Source organism: Pseudomonas sp. F220 (genome assembly GCF_057813935.1).
The window spans coordinates 14177-36817 of record NZ_JBVASJ010000042.1 but is presented as its reverse complement, the minus strand read 5'-3'; the positions used below and the strand labels follow the sequence as shown (position 1 = coordinate 36817).

Genomic DNA, 22641 nt, shown 5'->3' with positions numbered 1-22641 from the left:
TACCGTTTGCTATCGAGTAAAAATAAATTCGAATCAGTTAAGAATCATCAGTGCCGGGAATTCCTGAAGCCTGGCGGAAGTGATGTGAGCGAGGGAACGAACCACGTCCAGCGGTTTGTCGAGGCGGTAGTTACCCGTCACCGCAACATCGGCAAGCTGTTCGTTGTTGTTGATGATCCAGCCTGGGTAATAACGACGCAGTTCGGCCAACACCTGGCTCAGCGGGCAGTTCTCGAACACCAGCCGACCCTGGACCCAGGCCAGATCCTTGTCGAGGTCCAGCTTGGCTGGCCGATCAAAACCGTTCGGACCGATGCGGATACTTTCCCCGGCAAAGAGGCGTACTCGCGCATCGTCATGGGTCGTCTGTAGCTCGACGTCACCGCGCTGAACCCTGACCTGAGCCACGCCATCCAGATAACGCACGGCGAATGCGGTATCGCGCACGCTGGCCCTGACCGGGCCGGCATCGATTTCCAGCGGCTGACCACGATTGGCCGCCACGTCGAAAAATGCCTCACCCTGATACAGGCGGGCAACGCGCTGCTGGTCGTTGATGGTGCTGGAGAAGGCCGAATTGGTGTTGAGCAGCACCTGAGAGCCGTCCTCCAGTTGCAGGCGCTGGCGCTCACCGACCACGGTCAGATGATCGGCCTGCAAGCGTAGCGGCAGGTTGCTGAAACTGAACAAACCGAGCACCAACACGGCCGCTGTGGTCAGCGGCTTCCAGTACGGGCGCAGGCGCGAGAGGATCGAATTTTTACGCTTCGTGCTCAGACTTTGAGCGCATTGCGCCACCTGCGGGCCGTCCCAGATGACCTGGGCTTTGGCAAAGGCCTGCGCGTGTAACGGCGAGGCCGCCAGCCAGTCGTGAAATTGCCGGGTTTGCTCTTCGCTTGGACTTTCCAGCACAATCAGCCAATCCAGCGCCTGGTCCATCGCGCTGTCGCTGGATATCTCCGGCGCCATGGCTGGCGGGTGGAGTCGGTGGGTGTCCGTCACGGGCATTCCTCGGCGGTGTCTGCGCACGGCTGCTGTTTAGATAGATAGCTGGGAAGAGGGCTAAGGGTAACAAACTGAATTGTCTGACACCCATTGTGCATTAAAGAGTAGTCCTGCCGACTGATCAGCTGTTTAAACGTTCGGCGACGCCGACGCAGATGGCCATGATCAGTTTGAGTTCTTTTTGCACGGTGCTCAGGGACACACTAAGCTTCTCGGCGATTTCCAGATAGCTGTGCCCATGCAGGCGGCTGAGAATGAAAATCTGTTGTTGGCGGGGGCTGAGTTGGTTGAGGCTGATGTTCAAGCGTTCGAGCAACTGCTCGGCATGGGCAGCATCTTCGGCACTGCTCAGGGGCGCGGCGACGCTCTGAAGCACCTCCAGCGGGACGTCCTCCAGCATGGTTCGGGCCTGGATGCGCCGCGAGCGCAGATGATCCAGAGCCAGGTTGCGTGCGGTCTGAAAAACGAAGGGCTCCAGGTGATCGATGGCCCGCTCACTCAAGGCGCGGGTCACGCGCAGGTAGGTTTCCTGCAAGAGGTCCTCGGCGGTGCTGTGGTTGTTGACCATCCGCTCCAGCGTGCGCAGCAGAGGGACTCGCTGAGCGAGGAATACGTGATTGAAGCGCGATTGACTCACAGTAGGACCTGATCCATTTCCAGCGAATGATAATGCTTATCATCTGCTCGGGTGGTCAAGCACTACTTTGTGAGAGGGATTATTTGCGACTCAGCAGATAGGCCTCGTAATCGGGAATCCGGTACGAGTGCGATTGATCCATCAGCGGACTGCTGAGTAAATAATCGGCGCTGCATTCATTGCAGGCCACCGGAATGTTCCAGACCGCCGCGACCCGTAGCAACGCCTTGATGTCCGGGTCGTGGGGTTGTGGCTCGAAGGGGTCCCAGAAAAACACCAGCATATCTACCCGTTGCTCGGCGATCCGCGCACCGAGCTGCTGATCGCCACCTAACGGGCCGCTGATCATGCTTTCCACGGGTAAGCCCAGACGTTTACTCAGCAGCAGGCCGGTGGTGCCGGTAGCGAGCAATTGGTGTTGGGCGAGCTTGTCTTTTTGCCGTTCGGCCCAGTCCAGCAGGAACACCTTGCAGTGATCATGGGCGACCAAGGCGATGCGCTTGCGCGCCGCCATGGTTTTCTGAGTAAAGCTGATACCGATCATCGGTTGCTGTTCCACGGAGTATCCGCCTTATTCCGCGTTGCAGAGGGCCAGGCAGTTATCGAGCATGCGGTTGGAGAAGCCCCATTCGTTGTCGTACCAGGCCAGCACTTTGAGCAGCTTGCCGCTGACCTTGGTGTGGTTGGCATCGAAGATCGACGACAGCGGGTTGTGATTGAAGTCGCTGGAGACCAGCGGCAGGGTGTTGTAGCCGAGGATTTTCGAGTGTTGGCTAGCTTCTTTAAGCCGCGCATTGACCTCATCAGCCGTCGCTTCGCGCTTGAGCTGCACGGTCAGGTCCACCAGCGACACGTTGATCACCGGTACGCGCACCGACATGCCGGTCAGTTTGCCCGCCAGTTCCGGTAGCACCAGGCCCACCGCTTCAGCAGCGCCGGTCTTGCTCGGGATCATGTTGTGGGTGGCCGAGCGCGCACGATACGGGTCGACGTGATAGACGTCGGTGAGGTGTTGGTCATTGGTGTAGGCGTGGATGGTGGTCATCAAACCGCTTTCGATACCCAGTTCGCGGTGCAGCACTTGGGCCACTGGCGCCAGGCAGTTAGTGGTGCACGACGCGTTGGAAATGATCTGGTGCGACTGGCGCAGAATGTCGTGGTTGACCCCGTAAACCACGGTGGCGTCCGCGCCTTTGGCCGGTGCCGAGATAATCACTTTGCGTGCGCCGGCAGTAATATGAGCGGCGGCTTTGGCACGGTCGGTGAACAGACCGGTGCATTCGAAGACGACGTCAACTTTCTCGGCAGCCCATGGCAGCTCGGCCGGGTTGCGGATAGCGCTGACCGCGATACGGTCACCGTTGACGGTCAGGCTTTCCTGATCGTGCTGCACTTCGGCATCGAACGTGCCGTGGACGGTGTCGAACTTGAGCAGGTGCGCGTTCATCGCGCTGTCCCCCAGATCGTTGATGGCGACGATCTGCAGATCCTGACGGTAACCTTGGGTATAGAGTGCTCGCAGGACGTTACGGCCAATACGGCCAAAACCATTGATTGCAATTCTTAGAGTCATTTGAAAAGCGCCTGCTGTGATTTTGTTGTTGGAATTACAAGATTATTCGCAAAAAAATAGAAAACAAGCCTTTTTAGTGGCAATATTTTGTTTTATCTACAACGAGTGACCTGAATCAACTGGTCCAGAAGATTGAAAATCACGTCTGCAATGCCACGCGCAGACCCCTTCAATCAGCATAGACAATCAGGTCGCCACATCCGTTAGCCTGGAGTTCTAAACATGCATCCCCGCGTCCTTGAGGTCACCGAACGGCTTATTTCCCGCAGTCGCGCTACGCGTGAGGCTTACCTGGCCTTGATTCGCGGTGCCGCCAGTGATGGCCCGCAACGCGCCAGACTGCAATGTGCCAACTTCGCCCATGGTGTGGCGGGTTGCGGCGCTGAAGACAAAAAAACGCTGCGGATGATGAATGCCGCCAACGTGGCAATCGTTTCGTCATATAACGACATGCTCTCGGCGCATCAGCCGTACGAGCACTACCCGGAACAACTCAAACACGCACTGCGCGAGATCGGTTCCGTCGGCCAGTTCGCCGGTGGCGTGCCGGCCATGTGTGACGGTGTGACCCAGGGTGAGCCGGGCATGGAGCTGGGCATTGCCAGCCGCGAAGTGATCGCGATGTCGACTGCCGTGGCGCTGTCCCACAACATGTTCGACGCAGCAATCATGCTCGGTATCTGCGACAAGATCGTTCCCGGCCTGATGATGGGCGCGCTGCGCTTCGGTCACTTGCCGACGATTTTTGTCCCGGGCGGGCCGATGGTCTCGGGGATTTCCAACAAGGAAAAAGCCGACGTCCGCCAGCGCTACGCCGAAGGCAAGTGCAGCCGCGAAGAGCTGCTGGAATCGGAGATGAAGTCCTACCACAGCCCCGGCACTTGCACCTTCTACGGTACCGCCAACACCAACCAGTTGTTGATGGAAGTCATGGGCCTGCATTTGCCGGGCGCTTCGTTCGTCAACCCGAACACCCCGCTGCGCGATGCCCTGACCCGCGAAGCTGCGCACCAGATCACTCGACTGACCAAACAAAACGGCAACTTCACGCCGCTGGGCGAGATCGTCGACGAGCGTTCGCTGGTCAACTCGATCGTTGCCCTGCACGCCACTGGCGGTTCGACCAACCACACGCTGCACATGCCGGCCATCGCCATGGCCGCAGGCATTCAATTGACCTGGCAGGACATGGCCGACCTCTCCGAGGTCGTGCCGACCCTGTCCCACGTCTACCCGAACGGCAAAGCCGACATTAACCACTTCCAGGCTGCGGGCGGGATGTCGTTCCTGATCCGCGAATTGCTGGACGCCGGTTTGCTCCACGAAAACGTCAATACCGTGGCCGGTCATGGCCTGAGCCGTTACACCCAAGAGCCGTTCCTGGAAAACGGTGAACTGGTGTGGCGTGAAGGTCCGATCGAAAGCCTTGATGAAAATATCCTGCGCCCGGTTGCCCGTGCGTTCTCGCCTGAAGGCGGTTTGCGGGTGATGGAAGGCAACCTTGGTCGCGGTGTGATGAAGGTCTCGGCGGTTGCGCCAGAGCACCAGATCGTCGAAGCGCCAGCAGTGGTGTTCCAGGATCAGCAGGACTTGGCCGATGCGTTCAAGGCGGGCCTGCTGGAGAAGGATTTTGTCGCAGTAATGCGCTTCCAGGGACCGCGTTCCAACGGCATGCCGGAACTGCACAAAATGACCCCGTTCCTCGGCGTGCTGCAGGACCGTGGCTTCAAGGTCGCACTGGTCACCGACGGGCGCATGTCCGGCGCTTCCGGGAAGATCCCGGCAGCCATCCACGTCAGCCCTGAAGCCTTTGTCGGCGGCGCGCTGGCGCGGGTGCTCGACGGCGACATCATCCGTGTCGATGGCGTCAAAGGTACCTTGCAGCTTATGGTGGACGCCGATGAATTCGCGGCGCGCGAGCCAGCCAAAGGTCTGCTGGACAACGGCATTGGCTGTGGTCGTGAATTGTTCGGTTTCATGCGCATGGCCTTCAGCTCGGCAGAGCAGGGCGCCAGCGCCTTTACCTCTGCACTGGAGACCCTTAAGTGAAGCTAGCGCTGGTCGGTGACATTGGCGGAACCAATGCGCGTTTTGCGTTGTGGAAAGACCAGCAACTGGAGTCGATCCAGGTGCTGGCGACGGCAGACCACACCAGTCCCGAAGAGGCCATTGGTGTCTATCTGAACGGGCTGGGCCTGCCGCCCGGTTCGATCGGATCGGTGTGTCTGTCGGTGGCAGGTCCCGTGGGTGGCGATGAGTTTCGCTTCACCAACAACCACTGGCGGTTGAGTCGCAAGGCTTTCTGCCAGACCTTGCAGGTTGATCAGCTGCTGTTGGTCAACGATTTCTCGGCCATGGCGCTGGGCATGACGCGCTTGCAACCGGATGAGTTTCGCGTGGTCTGCGAAGGTACGGCCGAGCCATTGCGCCCGGCGGTGGTGATCGGTCCGGGGACCGGTCTGGGCGTCGGTACTTTGCTGGATATGGGCGAGGGCCGCTGGATGGCGCTACCGGGCGAAGGTGGGCATGTCGATTTGCCGCTGAGCAGTCCGCGAGAGGCTCAACTGTGGCAGCACATCTACGACGAGATTGGTCATGTCAGCGCGGAAACTGCGCTCAGTGGCAGCGGTTTGCCGCGAGTCTATCGAGCGATTTGCGCGGTGGACGGGCATGCGCCTCTCCTTGATACGCCGGAGGCGATCACCGCTGCCGGTTTGGCGGGTGATCCGATTGCGCTGGAAGTGCTGGAGCAGTTTTGCTGCTGGCTCGGCCGCGTTGCAGGCAACAACGTGCTGACCACTGGCGGGCGTGGTGGAGTTTATATCGTGGGTGGCGTGATACCGCGGTTTGCCGACTTCTTCCTTGAGAGTGGTTTTGCTCGCTGCTTTGCCGACAAGGGTTGCATGAGCGATTATTTCAAGGGTATTCCGGTGTGGCTGGTGACAGCCCCGTATTCCGGCCTGACCGGCGCGGGCGTGGCGTTGGGGCAGGCGGTTGGCTGATTAATGATTGCCTGTGGCCCTGATTCCCCCCTGTAGGAGCGAGCTTGCTCGCGATGGACGTTAACGATAGCGCGTATTTTCTGAATAAACGCGTCGCCCGTGAGTCCATCGCGAGCAAGCTCGCTCCTACAGGGGGGTAGCATTAGGGCAAGCCCGCTCGCCACAAAAGCCCATTCGCCGTAGATTTGCGCTCAGGCATAATCCGCTCCATCCATAACAACAAGGACGACCCACGTGAGCTCAGTCAGTAAGTCGATTTTGTTGGTCGATGACGATCAAGAGATACGCGAGTTGCTGGACGCCTACCTCAGTCGCGCCGGTTTTCAGGTGCGGACCACGCCCGACGGTGCCGGGTTTCGTCAGGCGTTGAACGACGCACCCAGTGATCTGGTGATCCTCGATGTGATGCTGCCGGACGAAGACGGCTTCAGCTTGTGTCGCTGGATTCGCCAGCACCCGCGTCAGTCCCAAGTGCCGATCATCATGCTCACCGCCAGCTCCGATGAAGCCGACCGGGTCATCGGTCTGGAGTTGGGCGCAGACGACTACCTTGGCAAACCTTTCAGCCCCCGTGAATTGCAGGCACGGATCAAGGCCTTGCTGCGCCGGGCCCAGTTCGGCCAGGAGCGCTGCGGCAGTGAAGTGTTGTCTTTTGATGAGTGGCGACTGGATATGGTTAGCCATCGTTTGTTTCATACCGATGGCGAAGAGGTGATTTTGTCCGGCGCCGATTTCGCCTTGCTGAAACTGTTCCTCGATCACCCGCAGGAAATCCTCGACCGCGACACCATCGGCAATGCCACTCGCGGCCGCGATCTGATGCCGCTGGACCGTATCGTCGATATGGCGGTCAGTCGTCTGCGCCAGCGTTTGCGCGACACCGACAAACCACCGCGCTTGATTCGCACGGTGCGCGGCAGCGGTTACCAATTGGCAGCCAATGTGATTGCCAGCAATGGTCACTGAGTTCTTCACCAGCATCGCTCGCCGCGTGCCGGTACCGCGCTCGCTACTCGGGCGGATGCTGCTGCTGACGTTGCTGGCGGTGCTGTTCGCGCAGACGCTGTCGAGTGTGATCTGGGTTTCGCAATTGCGTGCCACACAGCTTGAAGGGCTGGTCACCAGCGCCCGCAGTCTGGCGCATTCGATGACCGCCAGCGTCAGTTACTTCCGCTCCTTGCCGGTGGCTTACCGGCCATTGGTGCTCGACCAATTGCGCAGCATGGGCGGCACACGCTTCGTCGTGACCCTCAACGACAAGCCGTTGGGTATGGAAGTGCTACCGTCGACGCCGCGCAAGCAGGCGGTGCTCAAGGCGGTGGAAGAGGTGCTGCGCCAGTCCCTGGGCAATGATGCAGTTATCTCAGTGCAGTTCGTCAGTGCCGAAGACTTGCGGATATTCAATGGCGGTTTGAAACTCGATGAGTTGCCGCGTTCGTGGGCGCATTACGCGTTGACGCTGGAACCGGTAAATCCGCCGGTGCTGGTCACGCAAATCCAGCTGGCCCCGGGCGAATGGTTGTACATCGCCTCGTTGTTGCCCGAGCCCTACACCAGCCTCGAAGAGCAAGGGCTGCCTTCGCAGCAGGTCTGGTTCATCCTGCTGACCAGCGGCTTTCTGCTGTTGTTCATCGGTCTGTTGGTGCATTGGCAAAGCCGGCCGCTCAAGCGCCTGGCGCGGGCTGCGCGGGACATGTCGTTGGGCGCCGAAGTCGAGCCGGTGGCGGAGGGCGGTGGCAGCGAAGTGGTCGAGGTCGGCCGTGCCTTCAACGCCATGCGTGAGCGCATCAGCCGCTACTTGACCGAGCGCAGCCAATTGTTCAGCGCCATTTCCCACGACTTGCGCACGCCGATTACCCGTCTGCGGCTGCGGGTCGAACTGCTGGAAGATGAACAGCTACAAGCCAAGTTCGGCCGCGATCTCGATGAACTGGAGTTGCTGGTCAAAGGCGCGCTGCAATGCGTCAAAGACACCGACATTCACGAAAATATCGAGCCGGTGGATCTCAATCATGTGCTCGATTGCCTGGTCGAGCCCTATCTGGGACCCAACGGCAACGGTCGTGTGACCCTGCAAGGCCGGGCGCTGGCAACCTATCCCGGCAAGCCGCTGGCCCTCAAACGTTGCATCGGTAACCTGATCGACAACGCCTTGAAGTACGGACGCAAAGCCCATCTGCATATCGATGACGATGACAGCGCGTTCATCCTGCATGTCGACGATGAGGGACCAGGGGTGCCTGAACAACGATTGGAGCAGGTCTTCGAACCGCACTTTCGTTTGGCGGGACAGCAGCAGGGTTACGGCCTAGGGCTCGGTATCGCCCGTAACATCGCCCACAGCCATGGTGGGGAAGTCAGTTTGCAGAATCTGCGTGAAGGCGGGTTGCGAGTGACGTTGCATTTACCGCGTTCCGTGGATTGACTGGGCGGTTTGCCTGGTCCACCACGTCATCGTTCATCGCGAGCAAGCTCGCTCCTACATTAGATCTTCAGTGGACACAGCATTTGTGTTCAAAGCAGATCCACTGTGGGAGCGAGCTTGCTCGCGATGGCGGCAAGACATTCACCACAACTTATGAAGTCTGGCCTTATGTCACTGATCGGTGACACTCCTCCGGTCCTTCGTTACCTGCGCCGCTCTGCCTGTTGTTTAGACTCCAGTCAGTCATAACAACAAAAAAGGTTCCCAATGGACACCACTTCTCCAACGTTCAGCAGTTGGCTGAACGCGCCTGCGCACCACGCCTGGCTCTTCGCCGAAGGTCAGCGTCTGTTGTCATTCGCCAAGGCTTCGAAGGTCGCTGAAGGTTTTGGCAATCTCGACGATCAAGGCCGCCTGCCGTCGAGTGCCCAGTCCGAAACCATGAACACCGCCCGCATGACCCATAGCTTTGCCATGGCCCATATCCAGGGCATCCCGGGTTTTGCCGAGTTGGTGGACCATGGTATCGCTGCCCTGAGCGGACCGCTGCGGGACGCTCAGCACGGTGGCTGGTTTGCTGCGCCGTCACACTGCGACGGCAATACGGGCAAAGCCGCCTACCTGCATGCCTTCGTCGCACTGGCCGCAAGCTCCGCGGTGGTCGCCGGGCGTCCGGGTGCACAGGCCTTGCTGGCGGATGCGATCAATATTATTGACGAGCACTTCTGGAGCGAAGAGGAGGGCGCCATGCGCGAGTCCTTCAACCGTGACTGGAGCTTCGAGGAAGCCTATCGCGACGCCAACAGCAATATGCACGCAACCGAGGCCTTTCTGGCCCTGGCGGATGTCACCCAGGACAACCGCTGGCTGAGTCGCGCTTTGCGCATCGTCGAGCGAGTGATTCATACCCACGCTGCGGCCAACGAGTTCATGGTCATCGAGCATTTTGATCGACACTGGCAGCCTCTACGCGAATACAACAAGGACAATCCCACCGATGGTTTCCGGCCCTACGGGACCACCCCAGGTCACGGTTTCGAATGGTCGCGTTTGGTCTTGCATCTTGAGGCTGCGCGGGTACAAGCCGGCATGCTGACACCCGGTTGGCTGGCGGTCGACGCACAAAAGTTGTTCGAGAATAACTGTCGTCACGGTTGGGAAGTTGATGGCGCGCCGGGCATCGTCTATACCCTGGACTGGGACAATCGCCCGGTGGTTCGCCATCGATTGCACTGGACCCACGCCGAAGCCAGTGCCGCCACCAGCGCCTTGCTCAAGCGTACCGGTGAGCAACAGTACGAGACCTGGTATCGGCGATTTTGGGAGTTCAGCGAAACCCGTCTGATCGACCGGGATAACGGCAGCTGGCACCACGAACTGGATCCGCAGAATCGACCCAGCGCGGATATCTGGGCCGGCAAGCCCGATCTCTATCACGCCTGGCAAGCTGTTCTGCTGCCCCGTCTTCCGCTGGCGCCCAGCATGGCGACTGCGTTGGCGCAGTTATCCCTGAGCGCTGCTGTGTAACCATGTCGTGACATTTACGCGTCCCTTCGTTACCTGCGAAGGCCAAAGTCCTGGTTAAAATCCTATGCAGCGCAAGCACCAGACTTGCATGTATAACAACAAGAAAGGTACTCAGATGAATGCGATCACTCGCCTCGCCACTGTCATTTCTCTCGCCTCGTTGTTTCCCCTCAGCGCGCTTGCTGCCGAATCCAAAGGTACGGTGGAAGTTGTGCATTGGTGGACCTCGGGTGGCGAAGCCAAAGCTGTCAATGTCCTGAAAAACCTCGTTGAAAAAGACGGCTACACCTGGAAGGACAGCGCTGTCGCCGGTGGTGGCGGTGCTGCGGCCATGACCGTGCTGAAAACCCGCGCCGTCTCCGGCAACCCGCCTTCTGCCGCACAAATCAAAGGCCCTGACCTGCAAGAGTGGGGCGCTCTGGGGCTGCTGACCAATCTCGATGAAGTCTCCAGTCAGAACAATTGGGACAAGCTGCTCTCCAAAACTGTTTCCGACACCATGAAGTACGACGGGCACTACGTGGCGGTGCCGGTGAACATTCACCGGGTCAACTGGTTGTGGATCAATCCTGAAGTCTTCAAAAAGGCCGGCATCGAAAAAGCCCCGACCACTCTCGAAGAATTTTATGCCGCGGGTGACAAGCTTAAGGCCGCCGGTTTCATTCCACTGGCCCACGGCGGTCAGCCTTGGCAGGACAGTACGGTTTTCGAAGACCTGGTGCTGAGCATCATGGGCGCTGACGGCTACAAGAAAGCGTTCATCGACCTCGACGAGAAAACCCTGAACGGCGAGAAAATGGTCGAAGTCTTTACCGCCCTGAAGAGACTCGGCAGTTACATGGACGAAAACCGTGCCGGGCGTGACTGGAACATCGCTGCCGCCGAGGTCATCAACGGCAAGGCCGGCATGCAGATCATGGGTGACTGGGCCAAGAGCGAATGGACGGCTGCCGGCAAGGTCGCCGGTAAGGATTACCAGTGCGTTCCGTTCCCGGGCACCCAAGGCAGCTACACCTACAACATCGACTCCCTGGCGATGTTCAAGCTGTCTGCCAAGAACAACACCCCTGGCAATATCGCTGCGCAAAACGATGTGGCCAAGATCGCCCTGGAGCCTGAATTCCAGTACGTGTTCAACCAGAATAAAGGCTCGATCCCGGTTCGCAATGACCTGGACATGAGCAAGTTCGACAGCTGTGGTCAGGCTTCGATGAACGACTTCAAGGATGCCGACAAGAACGGCAAGCTTGAACCGAGCATGGCCCACAACATGGCCACGACCCTGGCGGTACAGGGCGCGATCTTCGATGTGGTGACCAACTTCATGAGCGACAAAAATGCTGATCCGGCCAAGGCTGGCAAGCAAATGTCCTCAGCGATCAAGGCTGCCATGTAACACCTGCACCGGCCGCAGGTAAGCCTGCGGCAAACCCCTCACCGTTGCCTGCACTGCATGAGCCTTGGCCCATGCTGTTGGAGGCGCTCGGTCTGGATTTCACTTCTTCAACAGGAGTTTTCCGATGAGCTCTGTGGCGGTATTTAGCAAAGCCTCACCGTTCGATGCGCTGCAGCGCTGGCTACCGAAGTTGGTGCTGGCGCCAAGCATGCTGATCGTGCTGGTCGGTTTTTACGGTTACATAATCTGGACGTTCGTTCTGTCCTTCACCAACTCCAGCTTTATGCCGAGCTACAAATGGGTAGGCCTGCAGCAATACGCCCGTTTGCTAGACAACGACCGCTGGTGGGTCGCGAGCAAGAACCTCGCGGTCTTCGGTGGCATGTTCATCGGCATTAGCCTGGTGCTCGGCGTGTTTCTCGCGGTGCTGCTGGATCAGCGCATTCGCAAGGAAGGCTTCATCCGCACCATTTATCTGTACCCGATGGCGCTGTCGATGATCGTCACCGGTACCGCCTGGAAATGGCTGCTCAACCCGGGTCTGGGCCTGGACAAGATGCTGCGCGACTGGGGCTGGGAAGGCTTTCGCATGGACTGGCTGGTGGATCAGGATCGCGTCGTCTACTGCCTGGTGATCGCCGCGGTATGGCAAGCCTCGGGCTTTGTCATGGCGATGTTTCTGGCCGGTCTTCGCGGGGTTGATCAGTCGATCATTCGTGCCGCCCAGGTCGACGGTGCAAGTCTGCCGACCATCTATCTGCGCATTGTTCTGCCAAGCCTGCGTCCGGTATTTTTCAGCGCCTTCATGATCCTCGCGCACATCGCGATCAAGAGCTTCGACCTGGTGGCGGCGATGACGGCCGGCGGGCCGGGTTACTCCTCCGACTTGCCGGCGATGTTCATGTATTCCTTCACCTTCAGCCGTGGCCAGATGGGCATCGGTTCGGCCAGCGCAATGATGATGCTCGGCGCGATCCTGGCGATTCTGGTGCCGTACCTGTACTCCGAACTGCGAGGCAAACGCCATGAGTAATCAACCTGGCAAACCAGCCCTGAGCTTCAGTCGCGTGGCGATCTACGCCACCTTGCTACTGGCGGCGGCGGTGTACCTGATTCCGTTGGTGGTGATGCTGCTGACCAGCTTCAAGAGCCCCGAAGACATTCGCACCGGCAACCTCCTGAGCTGGCCGCAAGTGATCGACGGCATCGGCTGGATCAAGGCCTGGGACACGGTCGGCGGCTACTTCTGGAATTCGGTGAAAATCACCGTTCCGGCGGTGCTGATCTCAACCTTCATTGGTGCCATGAACGGTTACGTGCTGTCGATGTGGCGCTTCCGGGGTTCGCAGTTGTTCTTCGGTCTGCTGTTGTTCGGCTGCTTCCTGCCGTTCCAGACCGTGCTGCTGCCGGCCTCGTTCACCGTCGGCAAACTCGGCCTGGCCAACACCACCACGGGCCTGGTGCTGGTGCACATCGTCTACGGTCTGGCGTTCACCACACTGTTCTTCCGCAACTACTACGTGAGTATTCCCGATGCGCTGGTCAAGGCGGCGCGGCTGGATGGCGCGGGGTTCTTCACCATCTTTGGACGAATCCTGCTGCCGATGTCGGTACCGATCGTGATGGTTTGCCTGATCTGGCAGTTCACGCAAATCTGGAACGACTTCCTGTTCGGTGTGGTGTTCGCCAATGGTGATGCCCAACCGATTACCGTGGCCCTGAACAACCTGGTCAACACCAGCACCGGGGCCAAGGAATACAACGTTGATATGGCAGCGGCGATGATCGCCGGGCTGCCGACACTGCTGGTCTACATATTCGCTGGCAAGTATTTCCTGCGTGGGCTGACGTCCGGCGCGGTCAAGGGGTAGAACATGGCAACTCTCGAATTACGCAACGTCAACAAAACCTACGGCAGCGGTTTGCCGGACACCCTGAAAAACATCGAACTGAAGATCGATGACGGTGAATTCCTGATCCTCGTCGGCCCGTCCGGTTGCGGCAAGTCGACCCTGATGAACTGCATCGCAGGGCTTGAAAACATCAGCGGCGGATCGATCCTGGTGGACGATTTCGACATCAGCGGCATGAGCCCGAAAGACCGTGACATCGCCATGGTGTTCCAGTCCTACGCGCTGTACCCGACCATGAGCGTGCGCGACAACATCGCCTTCGGGTTGAAGATCCGCAAAAAGCCGGCGGCCGAGATCGAAGAAGAAGTCGCCCGCGTCGCCAAGCTGCTACAAATCGAACACCTGCTCGGCCGCAAACCCGGCCAGCTCTCCGGTGGTCAGCAACAGCGGGTTGCCATGGGCCGGGCACTGGCTCGGCGGCCGAAGATTTATCTGTTCGACGAACCGCTGTCCAACCTCGACGCGAAGCTGCGAGTCGAGATGCGCACTGAAATGAAACTGATGCACCAGCGCCTGAAAACCACCACGGTCTACGTCACCCACGACCAGATCGAAGCCATGACCCTGGGCGACAAAGTGGCGGTGATGAAGGACGGGATCATTCAGCAATTCGGTACGCCAAAGCAGATCTACAACGACCCGGCGAACCTGTTCGTTGCCAGCTTCATTGGCTCACCGCCAATGAACTTCATCCCGCTGCGTTTGCAACGCAAGGAAGGCCGTTTGGTGGCGCTGCTCGACAGCGGCCAGGCGCGTTGCGAGCTGCCGCTGGGCATTCAGGACGCCGGTCTTGAGGACCGTGAAGTGATCCTCGGCATGCGTCCGGAGCAGATCGTTCTGGCACCGAGCGAGCCAAATGGTTTGCCGATCATTCGTGCCGAAGTTCAGGTGACTGAGCCGACCGGTCCGGACACTCTGGTGTTCGTCAATCTCAACGAGACCAAGGTCTGCTGCCGTTTGGCGCCGGACGTCGCGCCGCAAGTGGGCGAGACCCTGACCCTGCAGTTCGATCCATCCAAAGTGCTGCTATTCGACGCCAAAACTGGCGAGCGTTTGGGGACCGCCGGTCAAGCAAAAACCGCAGCGCACGGCGCCAATGTCGCTCAATTCAAAGGCAGATAAAGATCAAAAATGTGGGAGCGAGCCTGCTTGCGATTGGGGTGTAACAGTCAACAGTGATGCTGAATGGCTGACCTCATCGCGAGCAGGCTCGCTCCCACAGGGGGATGCGCGGCGCGCGGCCTGTCGCCCGTCGCAACCGCTGTAAACCGCGTTAGATAAAAACAGTTAATAACAATAAAGACGAGGATGTAGGGATGAAAAAGAAGAACAACGCGCAGCTTATCTGCCAATTGTCAGCTGTTGCGGTGATGATCATGGCCGGTACCGTACACGCGGCTGACGCGTTCAGCGCCGACTCCAAGTGGATGACGGGTGACTGGGGTGGCGAGCGGACCAAGCTGATCGAACAAGGTATCGACATCAAGGCGGACTACGTCGGTGAAGTGGGCGGCAACCTCCACGGCGGCTACAACGACGACAAGACTGCGCGTTACGCCGACCAGTTTGGCCTGGGCGTGGCGCTGGACCTGCAAAAACTGATGGGCTGGGATAACACCCAGGCCAAGATCCAGCTCACCAACCGTAACGGTCAGAACATCTCCAATGACCGTGTCGGCGACCCGCGTGCCGGCACCTTGAGTTCCTCCCAGGAAGTCTACGGCCGTGGCCATATGGTCCGTCTGACCCAATTGTGGGTCCAGCACCAGTTCCTCGACGGTAAACTAGACGTCAAAGCCGGTTACTTCGGCGAAGGCGAAGACTTCAACACCTTCCCTTGCGAGTTCCAGAACCTGGCGTTCTGCGGTTCCCAAGCGGGTAACTGGGCGACCGGTATCTGGTTCAACTGGCCGGTCATGCAGGCGGCGATCCGCGTGAAGTACAACATCACGCCTGAGTTCTATGCGCAGATCGGCGCGTACAACCAGAACCCATCGCAACTGGAGCACGGTAACGGCTTCAAGCTCAGCGGCAGTGGCACCAAGGGCACCGTCTTGCCAGTCGAACTGGTCTGGTCGCCGAAGGTCAACGACCTGCCGGGCGAATACCGTGTCGGTTACTACAAAAGCACGGCTCCTGCCAATGACGTGCTCAAGGACGACAATGGTGGAAATGCCGCAACGACGGGTGCGCCCTACCGTGTTCACGACAGCAAGCACGGTTACTGGTTCGTTGCGCAGCAGCAACTCACCAGCCACAACGGCGACGCTTCTCGCGGTCTGAACGTCGCGGCCAACGCGACCTTCCACGACAAGGACACCAACCTCGTTGATAACTACCAATCGCTGATGTTCGTGTACAAGGGGCCGTTCGACGCACGTCCAAAAGATGACGTCGGGATCGGTTTTTCCCGTATCCATGTCAACGATGATGTGAAGAAAAACGCCGAGTTGGTCAACGCCGCCAATGGTGTCACCGACTATGACAATCCGCTGTTCTCGCCACTGCGTTCCACCGAGTACAACTACGAGATCAACTACGGTTTCCACGTTACCAACTGGTTGACTGTGCGTCCTAACTTGCAATACATCACTCACCCGGGCGGTGTTGATGAAGTCGACAACGCGCTGGTGGCTGGTCTGAAAATTCAGTCGGTGTTCTAACGCTGTTGCGATAAGCTCCTCTCTATGTGCGCATATTTGCGGATGGCCAAGGCTATCCGCTTTTTTTTGGGGGCGGCGCAACCCCTCATACAGATCGCGTTCCCACGCTCTGTGTGAGAACGATCAGGTAGGGCAAATGATTTTCAGGACCGCGGCACATGCATGAGCATCCGCTACAACGCTTCTTCAAATCCCTGCGCGAGCGCCCGACGTTTGCGTGGGAGCGCTATCAGTTGCGTGATGTGCTGGTGATCGATCATCCGCTGTGCCAGGCGGTGTTCAGTCGCCAGGGCGCGCAATTGCTGCACTTCCAGCCACGGGGGCAAAAGCCCTGGCTCTGGTGTGCGGCAAAATGGCCGCAGGTCGGGGCGATTCGTGGTGGTGTGCCGGTGTGCTGGCCCTGGTATGGCCGTCATCCTAGCGAAAACGCCTGGCCCTCCCATGGCTGGGCACGATTGATCGACTGGAAGCTGCTCGACAGCAGCAGTGACGATGATGGCGTGCGACTGCACTGGCAATTGCAACTGTGCGACTGGCAAGTGGACCTCCATGCGCACTTGGGCGAAAGCATGGATTTGCGTCTGAGTACCGAGCATCAGGACAGCCTGCCGTGCCAGTTGAGTCATGCTTTGCATGCTTACTGGCGTATTGGTGATGTTGGCGAGGTAGCGCTGTCTGGGCTCGATGGCGTGCAGGGTTATGACCAGTTGAGCCGCCAGGCTTGCCAGCAAAAAGGCGAGTTACGGGTGGAGGGCGGCTGCCAGCGGGTGTTCCAGCATGAGGGTGAGTTACAGCTCAAGGACCATGCCTGGCAGCGCGAATTGTGTATCGATACCGGTGACAGCGCCGACACCGTGGTCTGGCATCCCGGGACGCGGCCACTGTTGGGCGTGAGCTGGAGTGAGGTTTCAGGGTTCGTCTGTGTCGAGGCGGCCAGCGGCGGGACCAACAGCCTCAGCCTGGCGCCGGGGGAGAGGGCGCATTTGAGTTTGCAGGCGCGGGTTGGGGGTTAGCTCAAGCTCTGTGGTGTTGCGGCCATCGCCTTCGCTTGCTCGCGAAGACGGTTTATCCGGCGACGAAGAGATCAGGCCGGGTTAGCTAAACTCATCTCCAATCGGATAGCGGCTGGCATTCAGGCTTTCCTTGATCTTGCGCAGGTGCGGCTGGAAGTCCACGCCACGGCGCAAGGTCATGCCGGTGGCGAGCACGTCGAGCACGGTGAGCTGGATGATCCGCGAGGTCATCGGCATGTAGATGTCGGTGTCTTCAGGCAGCGGAATGTTCAGGCTCAGGGTGCTGGCCTTGGCCAGGGGTGAGCCGGCCGCGGTCAGGCCGAGTACTGACGCACCGTTCTCCCGAGCGATGCGCGCCACTTCCACCAGTTCGCGGGTGCGACCGGTGTAAGAGATGATCACGAACAACTCACCGGTGTGGGCGACTGAGGCGATCATCCGCTGCATCAGCACATCCGCATGGGCGGTGACCGCCAGGTTGAAGCGGAAGAATTTATGCTGGGCGTCCAGTGCCACCGGAGCCGAAGCCCCGAGGCCGAAGAAGTGAATCTGTCGGGCCTGGATTAGCAGGTCGACGGCGCGGCTGATCAGGTTCGGGTCCAGCGCCTGGCAAGCGCTGTCCAGGGATGCGATGGCGCTGCCGAAGATCTTCTGGGTATAGGCTTCAGGATTGTCGTCGGCCTCTACCGCACGGCTGACATATGCCGCGCCGCTGGCCAGGCTCTGGGCCAGCTGCAGTTTAAGTTCCGGATAGCCGCTGACGCCGAACGAGCGGCAGAAACGGTTGACCGTCGGCTCGCTGACCGAAGCGGCCTGGGCGAGGGCGGCGATGCTGAAGCGGGTCGCCTGCTGTGGGTTGAGCAGGATGACTTCGGCGACTTTGCGTTCAGCCTTATTCAATTCTTCGAGGCGTTTCTGGATATGTTCCAGAAGATTTCGCATGCGGTCCATTCGGGTTTCCTTGGTCGGCTATGCAAATTGGGCCTTTGTAGCGGCCCTCGGCGGTGGCCTATCCTACTGATGGCCTCGACCTACCACCACTCGGAATCTATATTTTGAGTAAATGTTGTGGTTATTACTACATTTTCCCTTGAGTGATGCCTTAAAAAAAGGTATTTGTAGCTTAACTTGATAAAAGAACAAACATCATGCCCTCGATTACGGTTGAACCGTGCACCTTTGCCTTGTTCGGCGCCCTCGGCGATCTGGCGCTTCGCAAGTTGTTTCCTGCCCTGTATCAACTTGATGGCGCTGGCCTGCTGCACGATGACACGCGGATTATCGCGCTGGCGCGTGAGCCTGGCAGCGAGCAGCAGCATTTGGCATTCATCGAGGCCGAGCTGCGCCGTTATGTGGATGCCAAAGAACTCGACGAGGCGGTGGCCGAACGCTTCCTGGCGCGCCTGAGTTACCTGCATGTCGACTTCCTCAAGGCTGACGATTACGTCGCCCTGGCCGAACAAGCCGGCACCGCGCAGCGTGTGATTGCTTACTTCGCCACCCCGGCGGCGGTCTACGGCGCGATCTGCGAGAACCTGTCGAAGGTCGGCCTGACCGAGAACACCCGCGTGGTGCTGGAAAAACCGATCGGTTCGGACCTCGAGTCGTCACGTAAGGTTAACGATGCGGTGGCGCAGTTTTTCCCGGAAAACCGCACCTACCGGATCGACCACTACCTGGGCAAAGAGACGGTACAGAACCTCATCGCACTGCGCTTTGCCAACAGCCTGTTCGAAACCCAGTGGAACCAGAACTACATCTCCCACGTGGAAATCACCGTGGCGGAGAAGGTCGGTATCGAAGGCCGTTGGGGCTACTTCGACAAGGCCGGCCAACTGCGGGACATGATCCAGAATCACCTGCTGCAACTGCTCTGTCTGATCGCCATGGATCCGCCGGCCGACCTGTCCGCCGACAGCATCCGTGACGAAAAAGTAAAAGTACTCAAGGCACTGGCGCCGATCAGTCCGGAAGGCCTGACCACGCAAGTGGTACGCGGCCAGTACATTGCCGGCTACAGCGAAGGCAAATCGGTACCGGGTTACCTGGAGGAAGAAAACTCCAACACCCAGAGCGACACCGAAACCTTCGTTGCCCTGCGCGCCGATATTCGCAACTGGCGTTGGGCCGGGGTGCCGTTTTACCTGCGCACCGGCAAGCGCATGCCGCAGAAACTGTCGCAGATCGTCATCCACTTCAAGGAACCGTCGCACTACATCTTCGCCCCCGAGCAGCGCCTGCAGATCAGCAACAAACTGATCATCCGCCTGCAGCCGGACGAAGGTATTTCCTTGCGCGTGATGACCAAAGAACAAGGCCTGGATAAAGGCATGCAACTGCGCAGCGGTCCATTGCAGTTGAATTTTTCCGATACCTGGCGCAGCGCACGGATTCCCGACGCCTACGAGCGGTTGTTACTGGAAGTGATGCGCGGCAATCAGAACCTGTTTGTCCGTAAAGATGAAATCGAAGCTGCGTGGAAGTGGTGTGACCAGTTGATCGCCGGGTGGAAAAAATCCGGTGATGCGCCCAAGCCGTACGCGGCCGGGTCCTGGGGGCCGATGAGTTCCATTGCATTGATCACGCGGGATGGGAGGTCGTGGTATGGCGATATCTAAATTCAAACTGCCTCAGGGCGTCAGCGCCCATGAGTTCCACAGTCCGACGATGTTGGCCGAAGGTCTGGCGCTGAAGATTGCAGAGCAACTGCGCGAGGCCATTAGCGCCCGTGGCGTAGCGACTCTGGTGGTGTCCGGCGGTCGCAGCCCGGTGGCGTTTTTCCAGCACCTGGCCAAGCAGGAACTGGACTGGTCGAAGGTGGTGGTCAGCCTCGCTGATGAGCGCTGGGTACCGGTTGAACATGCCGACAGTAATGCCGGTCTGCTCAAGCGTTATCTGTTGCAAGGTCCGGCTGGGAAAGCACGTTTCCTGAGCCTGTACAGCGCTTCGGCAAACCTGGAAGAAGCTGCGCAGTTGGCAGACCGCTTGTTGGCCGAGTTGCCGCCCATTGATGTGCTGGTGTTGGGTATGGGCGATGACGGGCATACCGCGTCGCTGTTCCCCAACAGCCCGAACCTTGGCGAGGCGTTGAAGCTTGATGGCTTGCGTCGCTGCTGGCCGATGCTCGCGCCAACCGTGCCGCATCAGCGCCTGAGCATGAGCCGCGCGCTGCTGGCATCGGCGAAGGTCACTGTTCTGTCGATTTCCGGTCAATCCAAATTGACCACCCTGAGTGCGGCACTGGCCGGTGACGATGTCGCCGTTATGCCGATTCGCGCGTTTCTGCAACCTACGTTAGAGATTTACTGGTGCCCATGAGCCAAGGATCAGCCGCTATGACAAACACACTCCCGACCGTTTCCATGGCGGACAAAGTTGCCCTGATCGACAGCCTCTGCGCCAAGGCGCGGATTCTGCCGGTGATCACCATTGCCCGCGAGCAAGACATTCTGCCGCTTGCCGATGCATTGGCCGCTGGTGGTTTGAAAACCCTGGAAGTGACCCTGCGTTCGCAGTTCGGCCTTCAGGCGATTCGTGTGCTGCGTGAACAGCGTCCGGAACTGGTCACCGGTGCCGGCACCGTGCTTGATCGCACTATGCTTGCCGCTGCTGAAGCGGCCGGCTCGCAATTTATCGTCACCCCGGGCATTACCCGCGACTTGCTCCAAGCCAGTGTCGACAGCCCGATTCCGCTGTTGCCCGGCATCAGCAACGCTTCCGGGATCATGGAGGGTTACGCCTTGGGTTATCGCCGCTTCAAGCTGTTCCCGGCGGAAGTCAGTGGCGGTGTCGCAGCGATCAAAGCCCTTGGCGGTCCGTTCGGCGAAGTGCGCTTCTGCCCAACGGGTGGCGTCAGCCCAGCCAACATCAAGAGCTACATGGCATTGAAGAATGTGATGTGTGTCGGCGGTAGCTGGATGCTGGATCCCGAGTGGATCAAAAACGGCGACTGGGCCCGGATCCAGGAATGCACCGCAGAGGCTCTGGCCCTGCTGGACTGATTGGTTTTACTGAAAACGTTGTTGTTCTACGGCTTTACGGTGCACTTGGTCGGTGCGCCGTTTTTTTTTGCCTGAACAAAAGCCATCTTCGTCAGGTTTTGTATCGCCGCTCAGGGCGCCATCGCGGGCAAGTCGGATCGCCGCACCGCTCGCTCCTACAGGTACGCGTAATTTGTAGGAGCGAGGCTTGCCTGCGAAGGCAATGGTGCTGGCAACAAAGACCTAACTGCTCAACTCAATCAATGCCCGCGCCAGTAACCGCATATCTGCTGCCGAAGTGATAAACCCCGGTGTAATCCGAATGCATGGGCCAACCGCCGAGCCGCTGCGTACCACGGTAAACAGGTTGTAGTCCTTGAGCAGTCGCTCGGCCATCAAGTGCTGATCGGCGTGTCGGGTGAAGCGCATCGAGGTGATGCCGCAATACAGTCGTGGGTCGTCCGGGGTCATCACTTCGATGCCCGGTAACTCGCGAACCGCTCTCACCCACAGATCACGCAGGTAATTCAGTCGCGCGCCTTTAGTGGCCGAACCGCCCATGATCCGATGTTCTTCAAACACCAGCGGCAAGGTCAGCAACGCCGGAATATTTGGCGTGCTATAGGCCGTGCGTGAGCGAATGTCCGTGATCGGGAAATGACTTTCACCCATGTCCGGATCAATGTCGGCCAAGCGCTGTGGGGCGATATAGACAAAGCCCAAGGTCAGCGGCGCACCGATCCACTTCTGTAAATTGAAACCGGCAAAGGAGATGCCCAGCTCATCGAGGTTGAACTCAATCTGACCGAGGGCATGGGCGCCGTCGAGGATCACATCGACGCCATGTTCCCGGGCCGCCGCGGCAATGGCCTGCACCGGCATGACCAGCCCGGTGCGATGGGTTACGTGAGTCAATGCCATCAGCTTCAAACGCGGGTACTGCATGAAGGCGTCACGGTAGCTTGCCAGCAAGCTGTCGAAGCTGGCGGGGTGGCGATGCTCGATCTTGATTACCTCCACCCCGCGATTGCGCGCCAGCCAACGCATGGCACCTTTGACCGTGTCGTACTCCAGATCGCTGAACAGCACCTGGTCGCCGGGCTGCAAGGTGTTGTAGTTACGGATCAGCGATTGCAGGGCATCCGAGGCGCAGCGGGTGAGGGCGACCGCTTCGGGATCGACCCCCAGCAGGTCGGCCAGTTGACTGCGAATCTGCACGCTTTCGACGTGTTCGAAATGCTGGCGAACATGCACCGAGTTGCTGCGGTTGATGAAGGCAATATTGCGCTGGTATTCATCAACCACGGTGCGGCTCATGCGCCCGAAGTACCCGTTTTCCAGGTTGATGGGGCCTGGCTCGACCTCGAAGCGGTCGGCGAATGTCTGCCAAAAATCTTCATCGCGGGCGTGGCGGGTATTCTCGGGCATGGGACGGCTCGGTCAGTGGTTAGTGGCCTGTGTGGCTAGTTCTGTTAGTCAACTTCGGCGCCAGAAGCCCATATCCAGC

General features: G+C 59.1%; 20 protein-coding genes. 14 read left to right on the top strand and 6 right to left on the bottom strand.

What is annotated here, in order from left to right; translation table 11 throughout:
* Positions 1 to 33 precede the first annotated feature (33 nt).
* From ACZYSM_RS25330 to gap, 4 genes are all read right to left on the bottom strand, one after another.
* Entirely contained in the window at positions 34 to 1002 is a 969-nt protein-coding gene (locus tag ACZYSM_RS25330; protein ID WP_489075771.1) for a FecR family protein, read from the bottom strand.
* Between the two features lie 124 nt (positions 1003 to 1126).
* Positions 1127 to 1642: an RNA polymerase sigma factor gene (locus tag ACZYSM_RS25325; protein WP_489075769.1), complete on the bottom strand. Its 516-nt coding sequence runs from the start codon at positions 1640 to 1642 to the stop codon at positions 1127 to 1129.
* A gap of 79 nt (positions 1643 to 1721) precedes the next feature.
* Entirely contained in the window at positions 1722 to 2186 is a 465-nt protein-coding gene (locus ACZYSM_RS25320) for a methylglyoxal synthase (RefSeq protein ID WP_489075785.1), read from the bottom strand.
* A 27-nt stretch (positions 2187 to 2213) separates the two neighbouring features.
* Positions 2214 to 3215, bottom strand: coding sequence for a type I glyceraldehyde-3-phosphate dehydrogenase (gap, locus tag ACZYSM_RS25315; protein ID WP_489075767.1), 1002 nt, complete (start codon positions 3213 to 3215; stop codon positions 2214 to 2216).
* A 222-nt stretch (positions 3216 to 3437) separates the two neighbouring features.
* Between gap and edd the strand changes: the two genes are divergently transcribed.
* The 11 genes from edd (at position 3438) to ACZYSM_RS25260 (ending at position 17154) form a co-directional block, all read left to right on the top strand.
* Positions 3438 to 5264 carry a phosphogluconate dehydratase gene (edd, locus tag ACZYSM_RS25310; RefSeq protein ID WP_489075765.1) on the top strand — a complete coding sequence of 609 codons (1827 nt, stop codon included), beginning with the start codon at positions 3438 to 3440 and terminating at the stop codon, positions 5262 to 5264.
* Positions 5261 to 6217, top strand: a complete 957-nt coding sequence (locus tag ACZYSM_RS25305) for a glucokinase (RefSeq protein ID WP_489075763.1) — start codon at positions 5261 to 5263, stop codon at positions 6215 to 6217. Before edd ends, ACZYSM_RS25305 begins: the two co-directional genes overlap by 4 nt.
* A 234-nt stretch (positions 6218 to 6451) precedes the next feature.
* Positions 6452 to 7183, top strand: coding sequence for a response regulator (locus ACZYSM_RS25300; RefSeq protein ID WP_489075761.1), 732 nt, complete (start codon positions 6452 to 6454; stop codon positions 7181 to 7183).
* Positions 7173 to 8642 carry an ATP-binding protein gene (locus tag ACZYSM_RS25295; protein ID WP_489075759.1) on the top strand — a complete coding sequence of 490 codons (1470 nt, stop codon included), beginning with the start codon at positions 7173 to 7175 and terminating at the stop codon, positions 8640 to 8642. The genes ACZYSM_RS25300 and ACZYSM_RS25295 overlap by 11 nt, the downstream gene beginning before the upstream one ends.
* Positions 8643 to 8909: 267 nt before the next feature.
* The gene (locus ACZYSM_RS25290; RefSeq protein ID WP_489075757.1) at positions 8910 to 10169 is read left to right on the top strand and encodes a D-mannose isomerase; all 1260 of its coding nucleotides are present in this window, start codon (positions 8910 to 8912) and stop codon (positions 10167 to 10169) included.
* Between the two features lie 115 nt (positions 10170 to 10284).
* Positions 10285 to 11565, top strand: a complete 1281-nt coding sequence (locus ACZYSM_RS25285) for an ABC transporter substrate-binding protein (RefSeq protein WP_489075755.1) — start codon at positions 10285 to 10287, stop codon at positions 11563 to 11565.
* 124 nt (positions 11566 to 11689) lie between these two features.
* Positions 11690 to 12598: a carbohydrate ABC transporter permease gene (locus ACZYSM_RS25280; protein WP_489075753.1), complete on the top strand. Its 909-nt coding sequence runs from the start codon at positions 11690 to 11692 to the stop codon at positions 12596 to 12598.
* Positions 12591 to 13436: a carbohydrate ABC transporter permease gene (locus tag ACZYSM_RS25275; RefSeq protein WP_489075751.1), complete on the top strand. Its 846-nt coding sequence runs from the start codon at positions 12591 to 12593 to the stop codon at positions 13434 to 13436. Before ACZYSM_RS25280 ends, ACZYSM_RS25275 begins: the two co-directional genes overlap by 8 nt.
* A 3-nt stretch (positions 13437 to 13439) precedes the next feature.
* Positions 13440 to 14600, top strand: coding sequence for an ABC transporter ATP-binding protein (locus ACZYSM_RS25270; RefSeq protein WP_489075749.1), 1161 nt, complete (start codon positions 13440 to 13442; stop codon positions 14598 to 14600).
* A 194-nt stretch (positions 14601 to 14794) separates the two neighbouring features.
* Positions 14795 to 16141, top strand: coding sequence for a carbohydrate porin (locus ACZYSM_RS25265; RefSeq protein ID WP_489075747.1), 1347 nt, complete (start codon positions 14795 to 14797; stop codon positions 16139 to 16141).
* Positions 16142 to 16299: 158 nt separating this feature from the next.
* Complete coding sequence (locus ACZYSM_RS25260; protein WP_489075745.1) at positions 16300 to 17154, top strand: D-hexose-6-phosphate mutarotase; 855 nt, start codon at positions 16300 to 16302, stop codon at positions 17152 to 17154.
* Positions 17155 to 17235: 81 nt separating this feature from the next.
* On the opposite strand, the gene ACZYSM_RS25255 is transcribed toward ACZYSM_RS25260, so the two are convergent.
* Positions 17236 to 18096 carry a MurR/RpiR family transcriptional regulator gene (locus ACZYSM_RS25255; RefSeq protein WP_489075783.1) on the bottom strand — a complete coding sequence of 287 codons (861 nt, stop codon included), beginning with the start codon at positions 18094 to 18096 and terminating at the stop codon, positions 17236 to 17238.
* Positions 18097 to 18302: 206 nt separating this feature from the next.
* Between ACZYSM_RS25255 and zwf the strand changes: the two genes are divergently transcribed.
* The 3 genes from zwf to ACZYSM_RS25240 are packed head-to-tail and all read left to right on the top strand — an operon-like array spanning position 18303 to position 21155.
* On the top strand, positions 18303 to 19772 hold the full coding sequence (gene zwf, locus ACZYSM_RS25250) for a glucose-6-phosphate dehydrogenase (RefSeq protein ID WP_489075743.1): 1470 nt from the start codon (positions 18303 to 18305) through the stop codon (positions 19770 to 19772).
* Positions 19759 to 20472: a 6-phosphogluconolactonase gene (pgl, locus tag ACZYSM_RS25245; protein WP_489075741.1), complete on the top strand. Its 714-nt coding sequence runs from the start codon at positions 19759 to 19761 to the stop codon at positions 20470 to 20472. Before zwf ends, pgl begins: the two co-directional genes overlap by 14 nt.
* Before the next feature lie 17 nt (positions 20473 to 20489).
* Positions 20490 to 21155, top strand: a complete 666-nt coding sequence (locus tag ACZYSM_RS25240) for a bifunctional 4-hydroxy-2-oxoglutarate aldolase/2-dehydro-3-deoxy-phosphogluconate aldolase (protein ID WP_489075739.1) — start codon at positions 20490 to 20492, stop codon at positions 21153 to 21155.
* A gap of 222 nt (positions 21156 to 21377) precedes the next feature.
* Here the strand turns inward: ACZYSM_RS25240 and ACZYSM_RS25235 are convergent, their stop codons facing one another.
* The gene (locus ACZYSM_RS25235; RefSeq protein ID WP_489075737.1) at positions 21378 to 22562 is read right to left on the bottom strand and encodes an aminotransferase class V-fold PLP-dependent enzyme; all 1185 of its coding nucleotides are present in this window, start codon (positions 22560 to 22562) and stop codon (positions 21378 to 21380) included.
* Positions 22563 to 22641 lie beyond the last annotated feature (79 nt).